Raw genomic sequence first — 23257 nt, forward strand, 5'->3', positions numbered from 1 at the left:
CAGAGGGTAACAATACATGCGAGTTGTGGTGCAGCGGAGCAAAGAGGCACACGTAACGGTAGAAGGTACGACGACCGGGCATATCCAGCATGGGCTGGTACTGCTGGTTGGAGTGACTCATGAAGACACTGAACAGGATGCCAAATATGTGGCGGACAAGATTGCAGGTTTGCGCATTTTCGAGGACGAAACAGGCAAAATGAACTTATCCGTCGTTGAAACCGCAGGCCAAATTCTGTCGGTGTCCCAGTTCACTCTGTACGGCGACTGCCGCAAAGGCAAGCGACCCAACTTCATGGCTGCGGCCCGTCCGGAGCAAGCGAAGCCCTTGTACGAGCGGTTCAACGAACTGCTGCGGGAGCACGGGCTCCAAGTCGAAACAGGAATGTTCGGAGCCATGATGGAAGTGGCACTGGTCAATGACGGACCGGTAACGTTGATAATTGACAGCAGATAAACGCGTTACAGCCCTATGTCAACGGCTGCCTAAGTGGTACCATTGGTTAGATCGCTGCCGAATGGGCAACAATAAGCATTATCCTGCACACCAAGATAAGGAGCTTATTTGTTATGCAGCAATCCGGCAAAGAACAACTGGCTACCCTGCCGGAGCAGCAGCTGTTATCCTGCAGTGTGGCGGAATCGGTAGGCATGATCGCTGCGTCCCTGCAAGGCAATGAGCTTTCCGCCGATCCCGCCTCTGTGAGCGAACAGTTGCGACGGCAGCCGCGCAAAACGTTGCGCTAGAGACGCCGGGCCCCGTGACGGGCTGGGCCCTCGGCGAATTAGGACCGCCAGCAATGCTACAGGGCCCAGATAAATATGGCAAGGCCAACGACCTTCGGATGGAAGCGCACGCCGTAAGGTCTTTTTCGTTTTTTCGACGTTTTCTCCGTAAGGCGGCTATGGTACACTAAATTTAGTTTCCACAGCACTGGAGGTCGTATATGAAGAGACATATTGAACACAACGGCTTGAACGCGCATATGGCGATAAGTGTCGCATATGCAGAATGCTTTTGACCAGGTTCACGCGGTGTGAGGGAAAACGCTTCACTCCATCCGCGGCGACATGAGATGGGCAGACGACAGCAACCGATCAGCTCATGCCCAGCGTTGAATCAACTGTACATACAGAGCCGCAATCCCAATGTGGGACATGCGTCGGATTTTGTTTTGCCAAAACATACTATATACTGCAGGATGGAAAAAACAAAAGTTTATGGGGTGTAGCATGGGAAGAGCAGGTTATTCGACTGGAAATAAAAAGGGATGGCTGTTGGTAACTGCAGCGCTAGTATTGATAGCTGCCGCCGGCTGGGCGGTGTATGCTTATGCCGCAGATCAAGCGCAATCCAGCGGACCGGGACAAGTGCAAACATTGATGGAAGTGAAGTCAACCAAAGAAATAAAAGATAGTTACGACGTAATCGTAGTAGGAACAGACCCGGAAGGGATTGCAGCGGCGATTTCGGCAGCACGTAACGGTATGAAGACGCTGTTCGTGGAATCCCGTGACCGCAAAGCGCTGGGCGGGCTGCTCACGGAGGGCTGGTTGAACAGCCTAGACATGAACTACGAGCCTGCGTCCGGTTTGCTGCACAATGAAATTATGAATAAAGGTATTTTCACGGAATGGTATGCGAAAATAGAAGGGGATTCTTTCGATGTAACAACTGCAGCGAATGCTTTTTACGACATGGTTGCCAAAGAAAAGAACATTGATCTTCTCATGCACGCGAAGAATATTGAACCGCAGTTGGCTGATGCAGCCTCGACCGGCGCCGGCTCGAAAAAGATCACCGGGCTTGCGATCACCAAATCCGATGGCGGCAGGCAAATCGTTCAAGCGAAGGCAGTCATTGATGCAACGCAAGACGGTGATATTGCCGCAGCCACAGGCGTCCCCTACACCAGAGGCCGTGAAGATTTGGGCGATCCCAACAGCCGCATGGCGGTAACGGCGGTGTTCCGATTAAGTAACATCACGCCAGAACGGTGGGAGAAGTTCGCTAAGATAGTGGCTGCAGAAGATAAAGGGCGGGGCAGCTATGGGGTGAACGAGCGCAGCCTGTGGGGCTTAGTGAAGATGCAGCACTATCCCGCGGTGAACAGAGAGCGAGTAAAAATGCGCGGATTGAATGGCGGCCGTCTGAACGACAACACGATGTTGGTGAACGCGCTGCAAATATTCGACGTGGACCCGTTCGATCCAAAATCCCGCGAGGAAGCAATCCAAATTGCAAAGGATGAGCTGCCGCATATTCTCGCATATTTGAAACAGCAGTACCCGGATTTTGAGGGAGTAGAACTTGCCGGCGTCGCACCGGAGCTGTATGTTCGCGAGTCTCGTCACATTATAGGTGAGTATCGGCTGTCGATTATCGATTTGTTGGAAAACCGGGACCACTGGGACCGTATTGCTTTCGGCGGATATCCGGTGGACATTCAACGCGTAACCCCCGCTGACAATGGAGTTGTCGTGATGGATCCGGACAAATACGCCATTCCTTTCCGCAGCATAGTGCCTCTCAAGGTGGACGGGCTCCTAGTCGTGGGCAGAGCAGCAAGCTATGACACACTGCCTCACGGCAGCGCGCGCGTTGTGCCGGTTGGCATGGCTGAAGGAGAAGCGGCGGGCGCTGCGGTGAAGATCGCGAGCCAGCACAACATGACGTTCCGGCAGATGGCTGCCTCCAAGGAAACGATAGCTCAGCTGCAAGAGCAGCTCAACAAGCAGGGTATGGATTTGAAGCCATATAAATTGGACCCCAAACCTTACATGCAGCACAAATCATATCAAGGGTTGAAGACAGCGGTCAGCCTAGGGTTGGCCGCAGGGGCGTACAAGAACGAGTACGCATTGGACGACGCTTCAAATCAAAAGCGATTGGCTAATCAACTGGAAATCTTGCGTAAATTCAATCCTGCAATGCTCGCCGGTAGTCCATCAGCCGTCATCGCCAAGGTGAATCAGCCGGAAAAACAGCCGGTCTCCTTGGACACTGCGGCACAAATGGTCGCGGCACTATTGAAACTAAACACAGGCCAAGCGGCAGGCGATGCTGTGAATAAGTTGAAGTCAAACGGCTACCTGACACAAGCAACGGTGGACGGTATCGCTGATCAGAAAAAGTTGACCAACGGTGATACTTACATGCTGATTCATGACCTGTTTCGTCAATTGGCACCGGCTAAATAAACATGGCTTCAATTATCCTTCCATCCATTACATAAGAAGCGGGGAAAGTGCACAGCTGGCTGATGCGGCCCGCCAGACGTCACACTTGACTTTCACAGAAATCGATAGTACAATATAATTTATTGTAATGAATTACGGATCCGTCGATGGGAACAAGTACTTCGAGCTTTTGCGTAATCAGAGAGGGAAGCCCTGGGCTGCAAGCTTCCTTATGCGAACCGAACGAACAGACCTCCCGGAGGACAGGCGGGGAACCACCGGCTAGCGGCCGGTGCAGTAGCTGCTCTGCGTGACGCGGGCGTTAACCGCTTGAGTGTGCATCTAATGCTACGCCATGAGCGGTGACAAGCGGCGCGGAGCTAAGAGGCAAAAACGTGGGTGGTACCGCGGGAGAACGTATAATAATCTCTCGTCCCTGACAGATCGTCAGGGGCGGGGGATTTTTTTGTATGATCATCCCTTTGAACTGCTTTAGCAAACAGCGAAAGGAGTCGAAATAGATGAGTATTCAGAAGCCGAAAGGAACACAGGATTTACTGCCCGGCGAGGTTGAGAAATGGCAGTACATTGAAGCGAAGGCGCGGGAGCTGTGCGAAAGGTTTAATTACCGTGAAATCCGCACCCCGATCTTCGAACATACCGAGCTCTTTCAGCGTGGTGTCGGAGAAACAACGGATATCGTGGAGAAGGAAATGTACACCTTCCTGGACAAAGGCGACCGCAGTATCTCCCTTCGGCCGGAAGGAACCGCCGGTGTCGTTCGCGCTTATGTGGAAAACAAACTGTACGGAGAGCCTGATGTAAGCAAACTGTACTACATCGGCCCTATGTTCCGCTATGAACAGCCTCAGGCGGGGCGCTACCGCCAACTGCACCAATTCGGTGTGGAAGCGTTCGGCGCAGTCGATCCTAGCATCGATGCGGAAGTCATCGCACTTGGCTATACATTTTACACGGAGCTCGGATTGAAGGACGTAACCGTAGAAATCAATTCCGTTGGCAACCCTGCTTGCCGCGAGGTATACCGGGGGAAAATACAGGAGTTTTTTGCGCCCATCAAAGAGCAGCTGTGTAAGGATTGCCAGTCCCGCTTTGACCGCAATCCAATGCGTATACTGGACTGCAAGGTGGACCAGAAGTACGGCGAGGGCGCGCCGACGATACTGGAATATTTGGATGAGGAATGCACAGTGCATTTTCAAGCGGTACAGGATTATTTGGCTGCGATGCATATTCCATTCCGTATCAATCCACGTCTGGTTCGGGGGCTCGACTACTATACTCATACCGCCTTTGAGTACAAGGCGGCAGGTATCGGCGCGATCGACACGATCGGTGGCGGGGGCCGCTACAATGGACTAGTGGGCCAAATCGGCGGGCATGACCAGCCGGGCGTGGGCCTCGGTCTAGGCTTGGAGCGTACGCTGCTGATCCTGCAGGCCCAAGGTGTGGAGCTTCCGACCACGAAACCGCTCGACGTCTACTTGATCGGACTTGGTGCAGAGGCGGAGAAGGAAGTGACCAAACAGCTGCAGCAGCTGCGTCTGGCAGGCTTCAGGGCGGAGAAGGATTACCTCGGCCGCAAAATCAAAGCGCAAATGAAGTCCGCTGACCGTTTTCACGCGGCCTATGTCGCTATTCTAGGCGATGACGAGCTCACCAAAGGGGGAATTACCGTAAAGGCGATGGCCACCGGAGAGCAGCACACGGTACGTCTGGATGAGCTTGTTTCAGCATTGGCCCGGATGAAGGAGCAAAACAAATAAATACGGTTAATCAATATATGGAGGTAGATGAAATCATGATGTTAAAAACACACCATTGCGGGTCGCTGACAAAAGAAAATGTAGGAGAAACGGTTGTACTCAACGGTTGGGTACAAAGAAGACGCGATCTGGGCGGCGTATTGTTTATCGATTTGCGCGACCGCAGCGGCCTGGTACAAACGGTGTTCAACCCCGATTTTTCGGGCGACGCACTTACTGTGGCAGATCGTGCACGCAACGAATACGTGCTGGCTGTCAGTGGAAAAGTAGTTGAACGCGATCCCGCTACGGTAAACCCAAACTTGGAAACTGGCGAGATTGAAGTCCAGGTGACTCAGATCGAAATTATGAACCCGGCGAAAAACCCGCCTTTCTTCATTGAGGACGGCATCGAGATCGACGAATCGCTCCGTTTGAAATACCGCTACCTCGACCTGCGCCGGCCGGAGATGCAGCGTACGCTTGCAGTGCGCTCTAAGGCGGCCAAAGTATTCCGTGACTTCCTTGACGCGAACGGATTCCTTGAGGTGGAAACGCCGATTTTGACCAAAAGCACACCGGAAGGCGCGCGTGACTATCTCGTACCAAGCCGTGTGCATCCGGGTGAGTTCTTCGCACTGCCCCAATCGCCGCAAATTTTTAAACAGCTGTTGATGGTTAGTGGTGTAGAGCGCTATTACCAAATCGCACGCTGCTTCCGCGACGAAGATCTGCGGGCTGACCGACAACCGGAGTTCACGCAGGTGGATATCGAGACTTCTTTCTTGTCGCAGGATCAGCTGCTTGACCTGATGGAAGAGCTGATTGTAGAACTGTTTAAAGTGACCACGGGCCGAGAAATCCCACGTCCGTTCCAACGGATCAGCTACGCTGACGCAATGGGCAAATACGGTTCAGACAAGCCGGATCTGCGATTCGGACTGGAGCTGCAGGATGTGTCGGATATCGTGGCCAACTCAGGAGTAAAAGTGTTCGCGAGCGTTATCGAAAAAGGCGGACAGGTTAAAGCGCTCAATGCAAAAGGCTGCGGCAGCTGGAGTCGTAAGGAAATCGACGAGCTGGGTGTGTTCGCAGGACGCTATGGCGCGAAAGGCTTGGCATGGGTAGTGCTGAAAGACGGCGAAATGAAAGGTCCGATCGTGAAGTTCTTCACGGAACAGGAACTCGAGGCCCTGAAGGAGCGTCTTGGCGCGGAAGAGGGCGACCTGCTGTTGTTCTCCGCTGACACGAAAAAGGTAGTGGCCGATGTGCTTGGCAACCTGCGTTTGAAAATCGGGCGTGAGTTGGGGCTGATCGACGAGAATGAGTATAAATTTGCGTGGGTCGTAGACTTCCCGCTTCTCGGATATGACGAGGAACAGAAACGATATGTTGCCGAGCACCATCCGTTCACCCGTCCTAACGAAGAGGATGTGCATTACTTTGATACTGATCCTGGTAAAATTCGCGCACAAGCGTATGACCTCGTTCTTAATGGTTATGAAGTGGGCGGCGGCTCCATGCGGATTTACAAGCGCGAGGTGCAGGAACAAATGTTTAAGGCGCTTGGTTTCTCTATGGAAGAAGCACAGGAGAAGTTCGGCTTCCTGCTGGATGCTTTCGAATATGGCACACCTCCTCACGGCGGTATCGCATTCGGTTTCGACCGTCTGGTGATGCTGATCACACAGCGCAGCAACCTGCGTGAGACTATCGCATTCCCAAAAACGGCGAGCGCTACGGATCTGCTCACCGACGCACCAAGCCCAGTCGATGAGAAACAGTTGGAACAGTTGTCTATCCGTGTGGCGATCAAGCCACAAAATACGAAGTCATAAAAGAGTTCAAGCGAAGGAGGTCAGCGCCATGCTGCACCAATTTTCGAGAACAGAGCTTGCGATCGGCCCCGAGGGGCTGGATGTGATGCGTAACAGCTGCGTCGCCGTGCTCGGTGTCGGCGGTGTAGGCTCGATCGCGTCGGAAGCTTTAGCCCGTACGGGCGTAGGCCGCCTGGTTTTGATCGATAAGGATGTCGTAGATATCACCAACGTCAACCGGCAGATACAGGCGCTGACGACCACAGTCGGGCAGCCGAAAGTGGACTTGATGCGGGATCGTATTTTACAGATCAACCCAGACTGTGATGTCGCTGCACTACGTATGTTTTACACGGAGGAAACTTATGAGCAGGTGTTTGAATACCCTCTGGATTACGTTATTGACGCATCGGATACGATCAGCTATAAAATACATTTGATCAAGCAGTGCTTGGAGCGTAAGATACCGGTAATTTCCAGTATGGGCGCTGCGAATAAAATGGATCCCACAAAGTTTCAGGTCGCGGATATCTCCAAAACGACGATGGACCCGCTCGCCCGTGTCATTCGGCACAAGCTGCGCAAGGAAGGCATCAAGAAAGGCGTGAAGGTTGTTTTTTCCACGGAGCAGCCGCTCAAGCCGCGTGAAGATGTCACCCAGCGAATCGTACCGGACAATGCTCCGGAAATCCGCAAGGCGCAGCAGCCTCCTGCCAGCAACGCCTTCGTTCCGCCGGTTGCCGGCCTAATCATGGTTAGCGTCGTGGTCAAGGACCTGCTCGAGAAAGCAGACCTGCGTTGAGCCGGTAAAGAGAGGGGAACAGCCGCTTACAGGCGATGAAGGGATCAACGGGAAGCACAGCGAACTCGGCTGTGGGTAGCGCAGGATCACTGGAGCAAACCGAATTTGGCTGTGTCCAGGCACGATCAGCTGGTGAGGCCCATGTTGCTGAGGCTGGCATGGCGTCCAAAATGTGAAACCTCCAATTAACAACGTAAGCTAATGGCAAAGCCGATTGGCAGATGTTCACTACAGCATGCCTGACGAAGCTCACCGCTTCGTCAGGCATGCTTTTTTGCTAAAGACAGTGGGCAGCGCTGTTCGCTAAGCAATGCTGAATACGGCGTGTTTCTCACGTGCGCCAGTTCCCGCGCAGCACCAGCACAGCGCTCACGTTAGTGCCCTAAACGCACGCTCGCCATGGCATGGTCAAGCTTTGTTAACGCAGTCAATGTAATTTATAATAGACATAGCATTGTAGCTTCTCATACAGATGCGCTGCATCTGAAATTATCCCTAACCCTACTAATAACAACAGAGGTTGTGAATATAAGATGGACTTATTTTCATTGGCCGCCGAACAGAGCGGGCAGGGTAAACTGCTCGCCGATCGGATGCGGCCGGCTACACTGGATGAGTATATCGGACAAGAGCATATTGTCGGGCGAGGCAGACTTCTCCGCCGGGCGATCGAGGCTGATCAAGTCAGCTCCATCCTGCTTTATGGGCCTCCGGGCACGGGAAAGACAACGTTGGCAAACATTATTTCCCGTGCTACTCAAGGGGAATACGTGAAGCTCAACGCGGTTGACGCAACCGTCAAGGATGTCCGGGAAGTGATTGAGCAAGCGAAAAATAACAAAGAGCTGTATGGCCGCAAGACAATTTTATTTCTTGACGAGGTGCACCGGTTCAACACGTCGAGGCAGGATGCGCTGCTGCCAGCTGTGGAGCAAGGGATCATCGTGTTTATAGGAGCAACGACTGAGAACCCGTTCCACCACGTGAACGGGGCGCTCCTCTCGCGCTCAACGCTCTTCGAGCTGCACGCGCTCACGCACGAGCATTCGCTCACGGCCTTGCGCCGCGCGCTCACCGACCGCGACCGCGGCCTCGGGCAGCTGCCGCTGCAGGCCGCGGACGAAGCTCTCGCGCATATCGCACGCATGGCCGGCGGAGATATCCGCCGCGCGCTCAATGCGCTCGAGCTCGCCGCGCTTACCACCCCGCCCGATGCCGACGGGGTGGTGCGCGTCACGCTGGAGGTCGCCGAAGAGTCGATCCGGCGACCTACAGTGAAAGCCGACGAGTCGACGCAGTATGACGTCTTGTCGGCCTTTCACAAAAGCATTCGCGGCTCGAGCGACGCCGCGCTGCTTTGGTTCCTTTATGCCGTCGAGAAGCTCGGCATGGATCCAATGACCTTCCTGCGGCGGCTGATTGTCGCCTGCAGCGAAGATATCGGCCTGGCGAATCCCCAAGCCATGGTCCAATCGGTGACGGCGATGGATGCGTATCATAAGATTGGCTGGCCGGAGTCCAAGTACGTCATCGCCCAGGCCATTCTGTTCGCCGTCGAAAGCCCCAAATCCAACGCCATCCCAACAGCAATCGGAAACGTGATGGGGGCGCTCGACATGCTCGGTGCCGCCGAGGTACCGTTGCATTTGCGTGATGCGCACTATAAAGGCGCGGAAAAACTCGGGCATACCGGCTATTTGTATCCTCACAATTTTCCTGGGCATTATGTGGAGCAGAATTACCTTCCGGAGCGCTTGAAGGGAAAATATTTTTATGAAGCGACGGAGCAGGGCATGGAGGAGAAAATCGCGCAAAATCAAGCGCGCAGAAGGAAGCAGGGGCGGCAGGCCAAGGCTTAACGAGTCAAGTTGGTTCATTTTTCGTCTAATTTAGGCTTTTTTCGCCGTTTATCTCGAATGGTTCATGCTTTTTTGCCCCGGCAACCGTATTTTTATGCATAGACCTCAATTTGACTGTATAACTTATTAATATATAATTCATATATAATATACTAATTAGTCTGACTTTTTACCGAAGTCAACAAAATTGGAAACCTAAGGGAGGTGTACCCTATTCACTTCTACCTGAGGCGAATAGGAAATTAATTGGATAGTGACCCGTTACCGATGCTTTTGAATTTAAGTTTAGTGTTGTTTTTGGTGTTATTGAACGGTTTTTTCGTGGCAGCCGAGTTTGCCATGGTCAAAGTCCGCAACAGCCGTATCGACATGCTGGCGCAGGAAGGAAACCGTAACGCCAAATTCGCCAAAACGATCATGGGCAACATGAATGCTTACTTGTCAGCCTGCCAGTTGGGCATTACGTTAGCATCCTTGGGACTCGGTTGGCTTGGTGAACCCGCAATTGCTGAACTGCTTAAGCCGGTGCTGCAGCCGCTACAATTGCCTGAAGCGATCATCCATACAATCTCGTTTGTGATCGCCTTTAGTCTGATAACCACCTTTCACATCACGCTTGGCGAGCAGTTTCCTAAAACATACGCGATTCGTATGTCTGAAAAAGTTACTCTGCTGTCGTCGGGACCGTTAATACTTTTTTACAAAACGATGTATCCGTTTATTTGGTTCTTGAACGGCGCCTCCAACTGGCTGCTACGAAAGGCGGGGATCGAGCCCGCTGATGAACACATCGAGGCTCACACCGAAGAGGAAATTCGCGTGCTGATGAAAGAAAGCAACAAAAGCGGACTTATTGATAATACTGAATTGACATTGATGGACAATATATTTGATTTTACTGAAACGAACGCACGAGAAATTATGATTCCGAGAACAGATATGGTGTGCCTTTATTCCAATATGTCTTACGAAGAAAATCGTGTGATCGCTGTCACCGAAATGCATACCCGTTATCCCGTTTGCGATCCGGATAAGGATAACATCATCGGTTTCGTTCATATCAAAGACCTGTTAAAATCCGACCGCGGGGTAGACGATATCAATAGCATCATTCGTCCGATCACGAAAGTGCCCGAATCGATGCAAATTAGCGCATTGCTGAAGCTCATGCAAAAGAAGAAAACGCAAATGGCGCTGCTGATCGATGAATTCGGCGGTACGTCAGGCCTGGTCACTTTCGAAGACATCATCGAAGAGATAGTCGGCGAGGTGCAGGATGAGTTCGACGAAGAGCGCCCGCAGATAGAGAAGAAGGACGAGAATACGCATTCCATTGACGGTAGGATGTTGATTGAGGAGGTCAACAGCTATTTCGGGTTCGAGATTGAGTCCGATGACTACGATACGATCGGTGGGTGGGTTTACTCGCAGGTCGAAATACCGCCGAAGAAGCACCAGCGTATCAATTATGACGGCAAGTTCGAATTCATTATCATTGAGACGGATCAGCTGCGTATATCGCGCATTCTGGTGAAGAAGCTCGGCGAAAAAGTCGAGCTGCCTATGGTTGAGTCAATCAGCGTATAGCGTTCGAGCAAACAAAAAAAACCATCCATTCGCTGCAGCGAAGGATGGTTTTTTGCGTTGCAGTTAGTATTTGGCTGTGAGCGCATTGCATTGCGCGGCAAGTGTTGGGCGTATCTGATTGGCCCTTTACTCAGCTCACCGGCAGCTATTGGCTTATCTGATAACTGTGTCGATTGTCGCACCGCCAAGACAAACCTCGCCATCGTAAAATACGACAGATTGTCCTGGAGTGATCGCTTTTTGCGGCTCATCGAATGTAACTTGACAAGTGCCACTCGCTTCGTCAAACGTGACCGTGACCCCTTGATCAGGCTGTCGGTAACGGAACTTGGCAGTGCAGTGTAATGGTTCCTTCGGTAGATTTCCGCTAATCCAATTCACATCGGTTGCGGTCAAGCCCTTCGAATAAAGACGCGGATGCTTGTCCCCCTGAACCACGTAAAGTATGTTGTTCTTTAGATCCTTGTCTGCAACGAACCATGGCTCACCGTTGCCCGCGCCGCCAATGCCGAGGCCTTGGCGCTGCCCAAGCGTGTAATACATCAGGCCGTCGTGACGGCCTTTCAGTTCGCCGTCTACAGTCCTCATCTCACCCGGCTTTGCAGGCAGGTAGCCACTTAGAAATTCCTTGAAGTTACGCTCGCCTATAAAGCAGACGCCAGTACTGTCTTTCTTCTTCGCCGTGGCCAGGCCTGCGTTCTCCGCGATGGCGCGTACCTCGGGCTTTGGCAGATGGCCGATAGGGAACATGGCCTTCGACAGCTGATATTGATTCAGTGCGTGGAGGAAGTAAGTTTGATCCTTGTTGTTATCCACGCCGCGGCGCAGCCTGAACTTCCCGTCCACTTCGTCTACTTGCGCGTAATGCCCTGTGGCAATGTAATCCGCCCCGAGCTCCAACGCTTTATTCAGAAATTCACCGAATTTAATTTCGCGATTGCACATTACATCGGGATTAGGCGTACGCCCTTTGCGGTATTCGTCCAAAAAATACTGAAAAACCTTGTCCATGTATTGTTTCTCAAAATTTACCGTATAATAAGGAATGCCGAGTTGGTCGCATACTCTGCGCACATCTTCCGCATCATCTTCCGCTGTGCAATGGCCGAACTCGTCGGTGTCATCCCAGTTTTTCATGAACACACCGATGACCTCATACCCTTGCTGCTGCAGCAAGAGTGCAGACACGGAGGAATCAACCCCGCCGGACATACCTAGTACGACGCGTTTTGGTTTGCTCATGTTGATTACCTCTTTCTTTAGTGTACATGTAGTGTACATATCTCTTTATTATACTACGGTTTCCGCAATAATAAAATATTTTGATATTATGCCACTGCTTTTCTCCCAAGATACAATGTTTTATGATAACATAGAAACAATATACAAATGTATGAAATGTAAACGAGGTGCTTTTCTTGAAAATCTCTACCAAAGGCCGCTACGGATTAACCATCATGATGGAATTGGCAACCAGATACGGAGAAGGCCCCACCTCTCTAAAAAGTATCGCTGAAAAACATCAGCTCTCGGAGCATTATCTGGAACAGCTGGTTGCTCCCCTTCGTAATGCCGGATTGGTCAAAAGTATTCGCGGCGCTTACGGAGGATATATTCTATCGCAGCTGCCGGAGCAAATATCGGCCGGTGATGTGATTCGCGTTCTGGAAGGGCCAATCAGTCCGGTCGATTTTACGGAAGAAGACGATCCTGCCAAACGCGATTTGTGGATGCGAATTCGTGACAGTATAGCGGCGGTGCTGGATTCGACCACGCTCAAAGATTTAATCAGCTTTCAGGATCAAGGTCAACAGGACAGCTACATGTTCTACATTTAAATTAATGGGAGTCACTATGACAGACATCTACTTCGATCATGCTGCTACGACACCGGTCCATCCGGAAGTTCTGCAAGCTATGCTTCCCTATTTCACCACGGTTTACGGCAATGCCTCCAGCACGCATGGTTCCGGCAGACAAGCGCGTGCGGCTACCCTCCATGCTCGGGAAACGATATCACAGTTTATTGGTTGCACACCGAATGAGCTTATTTTCACCAGTGGGGGAACCGAGAGCGACAACATGGCGCTGTTTGGCGCCGCCGCAGCTGGATCCCACAAAGGCAAACACATCATCACTTCCCAAATTGAACATCATGCGGTTCTGCACGCGTGTGAGCAACTCGAGAAACGCGGGTATGAAGTGACTTATCTGCCTGTTGATAAAACCGGGCGGATCAAGCTGGAGCACGTGCAGCAAGCTATACGTCCCGACACGATATTGATTAGCACCATGTACGCCAACAACGAAGTAGGTACCATACAGCCGATTGACGATATTGGCCTAATGGCCAGAGACAAAGGCATCCTGTTTCATGTAGACGCTGTGCAAGCGCTCGGGCATGTTCCAATAGATTTAAGCCGGCTGCCGGTGGATTTAATGAGCTTTTCCGCGCATAAGATACAGGGTCCGAAGGGAATCGGGGCGTTGTATGCCGCCAAGCACGTTAAGCTTGAACCATTGCTGTATGGCGGCAATCAAGAACGCAAACGTCGGGCTGGAACAGAAAATACCGCTGCAATAGCGGGCTTCTCAAAGGCCGTGCAAATAATAGATCGCAACACGTATGAAACACGACAAAAATTGGAAAAACTACGTAGTGAAATGGCTGCGAAGCTGCAACAAGCGTTAGGGCGTGAGCAAGTGGTAATCAACGGTCATCCGGTCGAGCGGGTTCCTCATATACTGAATGTGAGCTTCCCGGGGATTTCTACCGAAACTATGCTAATGAATTTAGATCTCGAGGGCATCGCCGCGGCTAGCGGTTCCGCCTGTACCGCCGGGTCGCTCGAAGTCTCACATGTGCTGAAAGCGATGCGACTGGAGGATGAAATCACGAGATCAGCGATACGTTTTAGCTTTGGACCCAGCAATTCCCTGCAGGAAATTGACAAGGCCGTCGAAAAAATTGCAACCGTTGTGCAACGCATACGTAATTAGTGTTAAGCGTGAATTTTACGAATTAGCGCTGCCTTGTGGAGGACATTTCCGTTGAAAAAAGCTCGTAATGTGATCGGTTTGCCGGTGATTTGTGTGGAAACGGGCAAACAGGTCGGCACGTGCAAAGATCTCTTGCTGGATGAAGAATGGCACATTGAAGCTGTACTGCTGGAGTCTAGGCATTGGTTCACTCCGACGCACTGCATATTGTGGGAAAATGTCATTGCGCTCGGCGACGATGCCATCACGATTGAAAATGAGGATGCCATCTGCTACGTCGATGACAGCCGTGAATATACGTCGCTTCTAAATGGCGACCGCAAGGTCAAAGGCATGCCCGTGCTGACCGTGAACGGACAGCAATTAGGCGTGGTGGACGATGTTTATCTAGACCACGAAATGGGTAAAAATGTAATAGGATATGAGTTGACCGAGGGTTTCATTTCTGATTTAAAGGACGGGCGTAAATGGCTGCCTCTCCCGGAGACGGTGACGGTAGGAGAAGATGCAATAATCGTACCTGTTCATTGCCACGAATCATTAGAAGAGATCTTCATACAAAAAGAAGAATAGGGTGATATAATGCTACGCTGTCCAAATTGCAACTCTAAAGATATAGGCAAAATCGGCTCCCATCAATTCTACTGCTGGGGCTGCTTCATCGAGTTAACCGTGAATGGAGAGAAAATGTCAGTTTTCCAAGTGGAAGAAGACGGCACGTTGAGCTCTCTGGACGATTTATTCTTTGAAGAGGAAATTGCTCAGGAAGTTCATGCCAACTAACTGAGTTTCCATTCACTCACACTGCCGTCGCATCGGCTCCAACTGCCTGACAACCGGGTAGGCCGGACACGATGCGGCTTTTTGCGTTTTTCCAAATGTAATACCTGTGCCTGCGAGAGGCTTATACATTAAATATATTAGAATGCCTGCTGGGATATGCCCCCTCTGCGTTAAAACCGCCCGCAGGATTAAGATGGCAAACTTGTACATATACTGTATGAGAGCTTGAGCTTGGCCGGTGAACGGAAGGTTGGGCGGGAATCGCGCATGGGCAGGTGATACGTTTGGACTCGTTTTTCAAAAACCGTCTTTTTAATGTCCTCGTCTACATTTTGTTGGGTTTACTGATCATGTTCATGCTGCTGCAGATTAGTCCGATGTTGTCCGCCATTTATGACTTTTTGGTGGAGATATTGGCGCCTTTCATCATTGCAATGATTATTTCTTACATGCTGAATCCGGTGGTATCGCTGCTCAATTCAAGAAAGGTGCCAAGGACGGTAGCGGTGCTCTTGATTTACGCTGTGTTCATCTTGTCCACCACAGTGGTGCTGATGAACATGATTCCGATGCTGATGCGCCAGTTGGATGAACTGAATGAACATCTCCCCCAGCTGGCAATGAGGGCCCAAACGCTCGTTGATAATTTGAACAGCTTGTCATTTTTGCCGGACAGTGTGCGAATGGGCATTAATCAGTCGTTAGCCAAAATGGAAAATGGCATATCCTTGGCTATTTCCAAGTACATCGACGGCATAGGTACCACAATTAACATGATATTCGTGGCGTTTATCATCCCGTTCCTCGCATTTTATATACTGAAAGATTTCCAGTTGATCGAAAAAACCGCTCTGGCTATCGTCCCAAAGGTAAAACGCAAACAGGTGATTACGCTGCTCATCGATATAGATACGGCGCTCGGCAATTACATCCGCGGGCAGCTGCTGGTATGCGTAATTATCGGACTTTTGGCATACATCGGTTATTGGCTTATCGGCATGCCCTATGCTCTGCTTTTGGCGTGTTTGGTTGCCGTATTTAATATTATTCCCTATGTTGGGCCCTTCTTCGGCGCGGTGCCAGCGCTTATTATGGCATCGACTGTGTCATTGAATATGGTGCTGTTGGTAGCACTGGTGAATACGATATGCCAAATTTTAGAGGGGAACGTGATCTCGCCTCAGGTCGTCGGACGGTCACTGAAAATGCACCCGCTGCTCATTATTTTCGCTCTGCTCGTTGGAGGCGAATTAGGCGGGATTGTCGGGCTGATTTTGGCAGTCCCCTTTTTCGCAGTGATGAAAGTGATATTGCAGCATGTTTTTATGTACTATGTACATCGCAGAACTACTTGACAGCTGAACCACGCGCCTAGCGGCAGCTTTCCGCTAGGTTTTTTTGTTGTGCGCAGCTAATGCGGCAGCGGATAGATGTCAGTTTGTATTGACAGACAGAAACGGGCATGTTAATTTAGTATCTGGAATGATAATCATTATCAAATAAGAATTCGGGAGTGGTTGAAATGCAACATCGCAAGTTCTCATCTGTTATCATAAGTGCCGTCATGGGCTTGGCTCTGCTCAGTGGATGTGCGGGCGGACAATCGGCTCAGCCGTCCAACGGGGCGGGCACTGCGGAGAAAACACCTGAGCAACCGGCAGCGGCAAACAGCCAAGTAGTTAACGTGTACACAGCAAGACATTATGCCGCAGATGAGGCGTTGTACAACCAATTTACCGAAAAAACGGGGATTAAGGTCAACGTAGTTAAAGGTAAAGCGGAGGAACTGATAGAACGGATCAAACGTGAAGGGGAAAGCACCGAGGCCGATTTGTTCATTACGGTGGACGGCGGTGTTCTGAATAACGCTAAGCAAGCGGGTATTCTGCAGCCGGCACAATCGGCAGTTATTGATCAGAATGTTCCGAAGCAATACCGTGATACTGACAATCAATGGATAGGATTGGCTACACGTGCTCGTGTGATTGTATATGCTAAAGACCGCGTGAAACCAGAACAATTGTCGACCTACGAAGATCTGGCAAGCGACAAGTGGAAAGGCAAACTATTGGTGAACTCTTCCACAGTGATGTACAACCAATCTCTATTCGCATCCTTGATCGAGCTGAACGGTGAGCAGAAAGCTGAGGAATGGGCAAAAGGAGTCGCAGCCAACATGGCGCGCGCACCGAAAGGCGGCGACCGTGACCAAGCAAAGGCGATCGTAGCGGGCGAAGGCGATGTCGGTATCATGAACACCTATTATGTCGGACTGCTGCTGAACTCCAAAGATGCGGAAGAAGTGAAGGTAGGCAACAGCATCGGCGTGCACTTCCCGAATCAATCGACAACAGGCACTCATTTGAACATTAGTGGCGCAGGGCTTATCAAAGATAGTAAAAACAAAGAAAATGCGGTAAAATTGATAGAGTACTTGACCAGCGCTGAAGCACAAACGCAATTATCCAAGGCTAATTTCGAATATCCTGTCAACCCCGCAGCGACAAAGGCAGAGCTGCTAACACAGTGGGGTGAGTTCAAGCCTCAGCAAATTGACTTTGCCAAACTGGGAACCAATAATGCTAAAGCTATAGAAATATTCAATAAAGTGGGTTGGAAATAAGCATGAACTTGCAAACTGCAGCGCGTGACATTCGTCAGCACGCCAACAGTTGGATGTTAATAAGCGTAATTGGGGCAGCGGTATTAATGCTGCCCATTTTCTATGTATTCACGGTATTATTCCAAAAACCCAATCGAAATTGGGAGCAGATCAAGCAATTTTTACTGCAGGATTACATGTTGGACTCGCTGGTACTCGTGCTGTTCACCGGCTTTTTCACTGTAGTGATAGGGTTAGCGTTGGCGTGGTTGGTAGCCGCTTATGACTTTCCAATGAAGCGCTTTTTCCGCTGGGCGCTCATACTGCCGCTCGCGATCCCTCCATACATCGCTGCTTACACTTACGCGAACATGTTGAGCTACACGGGTATCGTGCAAAAAACGCTGCGGAATCAATTCGGTCTCTCCTTAAGTCAAAGCTATTTCAATGTGATGTCGATCCAGGGGGCTGTGTTTATTTTTACGATGTTTTTGTTCCCCTACGTGTATCTCATAGCCAGATCGTTTCTAGAACGTCAGAGTGCATCGTATGTCGAGAATGCCCGGCTGCTGGGGAGAGGTCCTGTATCGATTTTTTTTCGTGTGGTGCTGCCGATCTCACGTCCTGCTCTCATCGGAGGGGTTACGCTCGTCGTATTCGAGGTGTTAAGTGACTACGGCGTATCGAGCTACTTCGGGGTGCAGACCATTTCGACGGCGATATTTAAAATGTGGTTCGGCATGTATGATGTAGATTCGGCTATGAGGCTGGCAGCCTGGCTTATGATTGTAGTGATAGGGATATTCATCGCGGAGCGTCTGCTTAGGCGTCACCGGATGTTCAGCTCCTCGACCAGCAAGATGAGGCCGCTCGTTCCGCAGCGTTTGCAAGGAATTAGCGCAGGTGCGGCTGCTGCAGTTTGTTTTTTGATCTTTCTGTTTTCACTGTTGATCCCGCTTGTGCAGCTTGTGGTGTGGGCCACATGGACGTATGAAGCTGTGTTTGATCAAACCTTTATAGAGCTTACGCTTAACACGCTGCGGGTCGCACTGATGGCTACTGTGATTATTATGGTTTTGTCAGTCGTGGTGGCGAATGTTTGCCGGCGGCAGCGAAACGGTTTTGCCTCATTCTTGTCCAGAGGCGTAACAGCGGGCTACTCGGTCCCGGGTGCGATTATAGCGATAGGGGTTTTGGCGGTGTGCATCAATTTAGATAAAAGCCTCGCGCCGTTATACAATCAGATGGGGTTGGGGAAAGCTCCGTTAATCATAAGCATGTCACTCGCGATGGCGGTGTTCGGCTATGTGATTCGTTTCATGGCTACCGGGTATCACGCAGTGGAGGCAGGCTTTGAAAAGATTGGTTCGAAATACGTCGAGGCCTCCCGACTGCTGGGGATAGGGCCTACGAGAACCTTTTTTAAGGTCGATCTTCCTCTTATAAAAGGGGCTGTGCTGAGCGGCTTTATCCTAACGTTCGTGGAGATTATCAAAGAGCTGCCGATCACGCTTCTGCTCAGGCCTTTTAATTTTGAGACTTTGGCGACAAAGGCATATCAATATGCGGGCGATGAACAAATTTTGGAGGCCTCGGTGCCTTCGTTGATTATCGTTGGCATCAGCTTGATTTCGGTGTTGGCCTTTCATCAATTAGGAAAGAGGATGGAGTAATGTCTTTTGTCGATATTCGAAACTTGTCCTTTGCTTACTCACGCAAATCAAAAATCATCGAAAACTTCTCTTTTTCTATGGCTCAAGGAGAAATAGTAGGCATTCTGGGACCCAGCGGACGGGGTAAAAGCACGCTGCTGCGGCTCATCGCAGGGCTGGAATCGCCGACCGAGGGTTCCATCACCATTGCAGGCAAGACGGTGCTGGACTCCGCCACGTTTATTCCGCCGGAAACAAGAGGAGTGGGCATGGTTTTTCAGGATTACGCACTGTTTCCACATCTGAGCGTAGCGAAGAATGTTCAGTTCGGACTGCACAAGCTCTCTGCGGGCGATCGTGCTAAGCGCTCGGCCGAAATGTTGAACCTGGTCCAGATGGCGGACTTTGCTCAGAGGTATCCTCACGAATTGAGCGGAGGACAGCAGCAGAGAGTAGCGCTCGCCCGAGCGTTAGCCCCGCAGCCGGCATTGCTCCTAATGGACGAGCCTTTCAGCAACCTGGACGCAGGCTTGAAAGAACACATCCGCAGCGAACTCCGAAGCATTCTTCGAACGGCGAAGATGACCTGTATGTTTGTGACGCATGATGAGCGCGATGTGGAAGCCATTTGCGACCGGGTATTCACGATGGCTTGATTGAAACATCTCAGCGTCGTAACCCGCTGCCTGCGGAAGCCACGCGCCGGGCAGGCGAGCTCAAACAGCGGCTGTTTGACGCCTCCTGTGGCGCAGTTGACATTCTGCATGCCGTACGTTTATAATTTTTTACAAGATAATCCTACGGCATAAAGCCCGGCCTTCTCAATAACGGGCATGCATAATATGTGAAAAACGTCGATGAAATCCAGTACGCCATAGCCCATTTGCCAGAGAGTAGGTTCTAGATTCCTTCATGTGATGAATCTAGCTGTGAGAACCTTATGAATGAAGGATGGCGGAAAGCTAATTTCGGAGTGTGGACCAAATCCACCGGTTGGACTCGTTATCCGTCTAAGGAGATTGTACGGCAGCACGGTGCCTTACCGCGTAATTGTGGTGTTCGTACAGTAACCAGGGTGGTACCGCGATCAAATCGCCCCTGTATGCAGGGGCGTTTTTTTTATGCAGACGAAGAAGCCGATAAGCAAAAAAGTTAGCGAACATAGAGGAGGTTATATGATGAAAGCAAGTGAAATACGCTCCAAATGGCTGGAGTTTTTTGCAAGCAAAGGCCATAACATTGAACCAAGCGCACCGCTAGTGCCGCACAATGACCCGTCTTTGCTGTGGATTAATGCGGGGATGGCACCGTTGAAACCTTACTTCGACGGCCGGGTGATACCCGACAATCCGCGCATTGCGAACTCGCAGAAGTGCATTCGCACCAATGACATCGAGAACGTGGGCAAGACTCGCCGTCACCATACGTTTTTCGAGATGCTGGGGAATTTTTCGATCGGTGACTACTTCAAAGAGGAAGCCATCACGTGGGCGTGGGAGTTTTTGACGAGTCCCGAATGGATCGGCTTCGATGCGGAACGGCTGTCGGTCACTGTGTATCCGGAGGACACTGAAGCGTTTGAAATGTGGAATAAAAAGATCGGCCTGCCTGCCGAACGCATCTATAAGCTGGAGGAGAATTTCTGGGATATCGGCGAAGGCCCGTGCGGTCCGTGCACAGAGATCTTCTACGATAGGGGTGACGCGTACGGCGACCTGAGCGATCCCGAGTGTTGGCCGGGCGGGGAAAATGAGCGCTTTTTGGAAGTTTGGAACCTTGTGTTTTCTCAGTTCAACCATAACAAGGACGGCAGCTACACTCCGCTTCCCAACAAAAACATCGATACCGGCGCAGGGCTGGAACGGTTTGCTTCGATTTTGCAGAATGCCGATTCCAACTTCGACACGGATTTATTTCAGCCTATCATTCAAGCTACCTGTCAGCTGGCCGGCGTAACCTATCACGCGAATGAAGAACACGATGTGGCGCTGAAAGTTATCGCCGACCACATACGCACAGTTGCTTTCGCTGTGGCTGACGGGGTATTGCCTTCCAACGAAGGCCGGGGCTATGTTATCCGCAGATTGCTGCGCCGGGCTGTCCGTTACGGTAAAGTGATCGGCATGGATAAGCCGTTCCTGTACTCACTTACTCCGGTCGTAGGCGAAATTATGGGTGTCTATTACCCGGAAGTGGTAGACAAGCGTGAATTTATCGAGAAGGTGATCCGCACGGAAGAGGAACGATTCCATGAGACTCTGTCTGACGGGCTTTTGATTTTGGCTGACATGATTGAAAATGCGAGGAAGGCAGGCGCCACCGCTATTGGCGGCCCGGACGCGTTTAAGCTGTATGACACATACGGATTCCCGTTCGACTTGACGGAAGACTTCGCTTCGGAAAAAGGGATGACGGTTGACCGTGCGGGGTTTGATCAGGCTATGCAGGAGCAGCGTGACCGGGCCAGAGCAGCCCGCCAGGACGCGGAAAGCATGAAGGTACAGGGCGGACCGCTGGCCGATTTGACGGTTAAAAGCGAGTTTGTTGGTTATAATGATTTGGTAGCATCTGCCAAGGTGGAGGCTATCGTCCACGAGAATGAACTGGTGGACTTAGTGGGTGTCGGTGAGACATGCCAGGTGGTGTTGGACCGTACGCCATTTTACGCGGAGAGCGGAGGACAAGTGAGCGACCACGGTTACATCACCGGCGACAACGACCTCCGGCTTAGAGTCGAGGATGTAAGCAAAGCGCCTCACGGCCAGCATGTGCATACGGTTGTCGTCGAAGCCGGCGTGCTGCGTAACGGAGCCGCTGTCAAGGCCGCGGTGAGCGAAGAGCTTCGCGAGGATATCATTAAAAATCATACGGCTACTCATCTTCTCCATGAAGCGCTCAAAGAGGTGCTGGGTGAGCATGTTAACCAGGCGGGCTCATTGGTGGCTCCCGAAAGACTGCGCTTTGACTTCTCGCATTTTGGCAGTATCACTGCGGAAGAACTGCAGGACATCGAGCAGCGTGTGAACGAGCAGATATGGAAAAGCATCCCGGTGGGCATTTCATTGAAACCTATTGCGGAGGCCAAAGCGATGGGCGCGATGGCACTGTTCGGTGAGAAGTACGGTGACGTCGTCCGCGTGGTTCAAGTCGGCGATTACAGTCTCGAGCTGTGCGGAGGCTGCCATGTGAGCAACACGAGCCAAATCGGGCTGTTTAAGCTGGTGAGCGAATCCGGTATTGGTTCCGGAGTACGCAGGATTGAAGCTGTTACAGGCCGTAATGCGTATAATTATTTAGATCAGCAGCTGGAACTGCTCCGCGAGGCGGCAGGCATGCTGAAGTCGAACATCCAGGACGTACCGAAGCGCATCGAGGCTTTATTTGCTCAAACGAAGGAGCTGTCCCGTGAAAACGAATCTCTAAAAGCGAAGCTAGGTAAAATTGAGGCGGGCGCCTTGACCGATCAGCTCCAGGAGATTGCAGGCGTGCCTGTTCTTGCTGCACAGGTTAGCGCAGGAGACATGGAATCGCTCCGCAGTATTGTCGACGAGATGAAAGTGAAGCTGGATTCGGCAATTATAGTGCTCGGCGCAGCGGTCGATGACAAAGTAAACCTGGTCGCTGCGGTGACGCCGGACTTGGTAGCCAAAGGTTATCATGCCGGCAAGCTGATTAAAGCAACGGCGGTTGTTGTCGGAGGCAGCGGCGGAGGCCGGCCGGACATGGCACAAGCGGGCGGCAAGGACGCCTCGAAGCTCAAGGACGCATTAAACAATGTGGCACAGTGGGTCAAAGAGCAGGCTGGCGTGTAAATAAATTTAGCCAGACAAACAGGAATTTTTCGACAAATCGCGAATATAACAACAGAGCCATTTGTACAATAAGATTAACAACACTACGATGCAAAGGGGGGTGCTGGCATGAGTTCGATGGACAAAACCATGAAATTCAACGTGAAAGCGGAAGAGATCGAAACATCGCCCAAGGATGTCATGTTGACGGTATACGACGCTCTCCAAGAGAAGGGCTATAATCCGATCAATCAGATTGTAGGATATTTGCTGTCTGGAGACCCCGCATATATTCCCCGTCATAATAATGCCAGAAGCATAATCCGTAAACGGGAACGCGATGAGCTGATTGAAGAGTTGGTCCGTTTTTATTTGCAGCAGCATAAATCATAATAGTACATCCAGCGCAAGTGAAATT

19 protein-coding genes are annotated in these 23257 nt (G+C 51.1%); 18 read left to right on the forward strand and 1 reads right to left on the reverse strand.

Translation table 11 applies throughout. The features are described 5' to 3' along the window. Window positions 1–16: 16 nt before the first annotated feature. The 8 genes from dtd to CBW46_RS18165 all read left to right on the forward strand — a co-directional run bounded on the left by dtd (window position 17) and on the right by CBW46_RS18165 (window position 11011). Window positions 17–457, forward strand: coding sequence for a D-aminoacyl-tRNA deacylase (dtd, locus tag CBW46_RS18135; RefSeq protein WP_089201385.1), 441 nt, complete (start codon window positions 17–19; stop codon window positions 455–457). Between the two features lie 113 nt (window positions 458–570). Then, window positions 571–747 (forward strand): hypothetical protein, encoded by a 177-nt coding sequence (locus CBW46_RS21435; RefSeq protein ID WP_165842371.1) that lies wholly within the window; start codon window positions 571–573, stop codon window positions 745–747. A gap of 486 nt (window positions 748–1233) precedes the next feature. Beyond that, on the forward strand, window positions 1234–3201 hold the full coding sequence (locus CBW46_RS18140; RefSeq protein ID WP_089201386.1) for an FAD-dependent oxidoreductase: 1968 nt from the start codon (window positions 1234–1236) through the stop codon (window positions 3199–3201). Window positions 3202–3701: 500 nt separating this feature from the next. Then, the gene (gene hisS, locus CBW46_RS18145) at window positions 3702–4967 is read left to right on the forward strand and encodes a histidine--tRNA ligase (protein ID WP_089201387.1); all 1266 of its coding nucleotides are present in this window, start codon (window positions 3702–3704) and stop codon (window positions 4965–4967) included. Between the two features lie 38 nt (window positions 4968–5005). Then, the gene (gene aspS / locus CBW46_RS18150; protein WP_089201449.1) at window positions 5006–6784 is read left to right on the forward strand and encodes an aspartate--tRNA ligase; all 1779 of its coding nucleotides are present in this window, start codon (window positions 5006–5008) and stop codon (window positions 6782–6784) included. Window positions 6785–6812: 28 nt separating this feature from the next. Next, window positions 6813–7565: a tRNA threonylcarbamoyladenosine dehydratase gene (locus CBW46_RS18155; protein ID WP_089201388.1), complete on the forward strand. Its 753-nt coding sequence runs from the start codon at window positions 6813–6815 to the stop codon at window positions 7563–7565. Between the two features lie 533 nt (window positions 7566–8098). Further along, complete coding sequence (locus tag CBW46_RS18160) at window positions 8099–9424, forward strand: replication-associated recombination protein A (protein ID WP_089201389.1); 1326 nt, start codon at window positions 8099–8101, stop codon at window positions 9422–9424. A gap of 267 nt (window positions 9425–9691) precedes the next feature. After that, entirely contained in the window at window positions 9692–11011 is a 1320-nt protein-coding gene (locus tag CBW46_RS18165; protein ID WP_089201390.1) for a hemolysin family protein, read from the forward strand. Window positions 11012–11164: 153 nt separating this feature from the next. Here the strand turns inward: CBW46_RS18165 and mnmA are convergent, their stop codons facing one another. Further along, window positions 11165–12292, reverse strand: a complete 1128-nt coding sequence (gene mnmA / locus CBW46_RS18170) for a tRNA 2-thiouridine(34) synthase MnmA (protein WP_279386473.1) — start codon at window positions 12290–12292, stop codon at window positions 11165–11167. A 137-nt stretch (window positions 12293–12429) separates the two neighbouring features. On the opposite strand from mnmA, the gene cymR reads away from it, so the two are divergent. From cymR to CBW46_RS18220, 10 genes are all read left to right on the forward strand, one after another. Next, a complete protein-coding gene (gene cymR, locus CBW46_RS18175) occupies window positions 12430–12849 on the forward strand; it encodes a cysteine metabolism transcriptional regulator CymR (RefSeq protein WP_089201392.1) in 420 nt (139 codons plus the stop codon). 16 nt (window positions 12850–12865) lie between these two features. Further along, window positions 12866–14011, forward strand: coding sequence for a cysteine desulfurase family protein (locus tag CBW46_RS18180; protein WP_089201393.1), 1146 nt, complete (start codon window positions 12866–12868; stop codon window positions 14009–14011). A 51-nt stretch (window positions 14012–14062) separates the two neighbouring features. Beyond that, window positions 14063–14584: a PRC-barrel domain-containing protein gene (locus tag CBW46_RS18185; protein ID WP_089201394.1), complete on the forward strand. Its 522-nt coding sequence runs from the start codon at window positions 14063–14065 to the stop codon at window positions 14582–14584. Between the two features lie 9 nt (window positions 14585–14593). Next, complete coding sequence (locus CBW46_RS18190; RefSeq protein WP_089201395.1) at window positions 14594–14794, forward strand: hypothetical protein; 201 nt, start codon at window positions 14594–14596, stop codon at window positions 14792–14794. A 284-nt stretch (window positions 14795–15078) separates the two neighbouring features. Further along, window positions 15079–16149, forward strand: coding sequence for an AI-2E family transporter (locus CBW46_RS18195; RefSeq protein ID WP_089201396.1), 1071 nt, complete (start codon window positions 15079–15081; stop codon window positions 16147–16149). Between the two features lie 167 nt (window positions 16150–16316). Beyond that, the gene (locus CBW46_RS18200; protein WP_089201397.1) at window positions 16317–17417 is read left to right on the forward strand and encodes a Fe(3+) ABC transporter substrate-binding protein; all 1101 of its coding nucleotides are present in this window, start codon (window positions 16317–16319) and stop codon (window positions 17415–17417) included. Between the two features lie 2 nt (window positions 17418–17419). Continuing rightward, window positions 17420–19069, forward strand: coding sequence for an ABC transporter permease (locus CBW46_RS18205; RefSeq protein ID WP_243633388.1), 1650 nt, complete (start codon window positions 17420–17422; stop codon window positions 19067–19069). Further along, a complete protein-coding gene (locus tag CBW46_RS18210; RefSeq protein WP_089201398.1) occupies window positions 19069–19704 on the forward strand; it encodes an ABC transporter ATP-binding protein in 636 nt (211 codons plus the stop codon). The genes CBW46_RS18205 and CBW46_RS18210 overlap by 1 nt, the downstream gene beginning before the upstream one ends. Window positions 19705–20226: 522 nt before the next feature. Then, window positions 20227–22860, forward strand: a complete 2634-nt coding sequence (gene alaS, locus CBW46_RS18215; protein WP_089201399.1) for an alanine--tRNA ligase — start codon at window positions 20227–20229, stop codon at window positions 22858–22860. Window positions 22861–22968: 108 nt separating this feature from the next. Continuing rightward, window positions 22969–23232 (forward strand): IreB family regulatory phosphoprotein, encoded by a 264-nt coding sequence (locus CBW46_RS18220; protein WP_089201400.1) that lies wholly within the window; start codon window positions 22969–22971, stop codon window positions 23230–23232. Window positions 23233–23257 lie beyond the last annotated feature (25 nt).

It is taken from the genome of Paenibacillus xerothermodurans, assembly GCF_002220865.2.
GTDB lineage: Bacteria > Bacillota > Bacilli > Paenibacillales > NBRC-103111 > Paenibacillus_S > Paenibacillus_S xerothermodurans.

Coding starts and splice junctions, on each gene's coding strand:
- CBW46_RS18220 (WP_089201400.1), top strand. CDS start 22,969: ATGAGTTCGATGGACAAAACCATGAAATTCAACGTGAAAGCGGAAGAG.
- aspS (WP_089201449.1), top strand. CDS start 5,006: ATGTTAAAAACACACCATTGCGGGTCGCTGACAAAAGAAAATGTAGGA.
- CBW46_RS18140 (WP_089201386.1), top strand. CDS start 1,234: ATGGGAAGAGCAGGTTATTCGACTGGAAATAAAAAGGGATGGCTGTTG.
- hisS (WP_089201387.1), top strand. CDS start 3,702: ATGAGTATTCAGAAGCCGAAAGGAACACAGGATTTACTGCCCGGCGAG.
- CBW46_RS18210 (WP_089201398.1), top strand. CDS start 19,069: ATGTCTTTTGTCGATATTCGAAACTTGTCCTTTGCTTACTCACGCAAA.
- CBW46_RS18205 (WP_243633388.1), top strand. CDS start 17,420: ATGAACTTGCAAACTGCAGCGCGTGACATTCGTCAGCACGCCAACAGT.
- CBW46_RS18165 (WP_089201390.1), top strand. CDS start 9,692: ATGCTTTTGAATTTAAGTTTAGTGTTGTTTTTGGTGTTATTGAACGGT.
- CBW46_RS18190 (WP_089201395.1), top strand. CDS start 14,594: ATGCTACGCTGTCCAAATTGCAACTCTAAAGATATAGGCAAAATCGGC.
- CBW46_RS18155 (WP_089201388.1), top strand. CDS start 6,813: ATGCTGCACCAATTTTCGAGAACAGAGCTTGCGATCGGCCCCGAGGGG.
- CBW46_RS18160 (WP_089201389.1), top strand. CDS start 8,099: ATGGACTTATTTTCATTGGCCGCCGAACAGAGCGGGCAGGGTAAACTG.
- dtd (WP_089201385.1), top strand. CDS start 17: ATGCGAGTTGTGGTGCAGCGGAGCAAAGAGGCACACGTAACGGTAGAA.
- mnmA (WP_279386473.1), bottom strand. CDS start 12,292: ATGTACACTACATGTACACTAAAGAAAGAGGTAATCAACATGAGCAAA.
- CBW46_RS18180 (WP_089201393.1), top strand. CDS start 12,866: ATGACAGACATCTACTTCGATCATGCTGCTACGACACCGGTCCATCCG.
- CBW46_RS18200 (WP_089201397.1), top strand. CDS start 16,317: ATGCAACATCGCAAGTTCTCATCTGTTATCATAAGTGCCGTCATGGGC.
- CBW46_RS21435 (WP_165842371.1), top strand. CDS start 571: ATGCAGCAATCCGGCAAAGAACAACTGGCTACCCTGCCGGAGCAGCAG.
- alaS (WP_089201399.1), top strand. CDS start 20,227: ATGAAAGCAAGTGAAATACGCTCCAAATGGCTGGAGTTTTTTGCAAGC.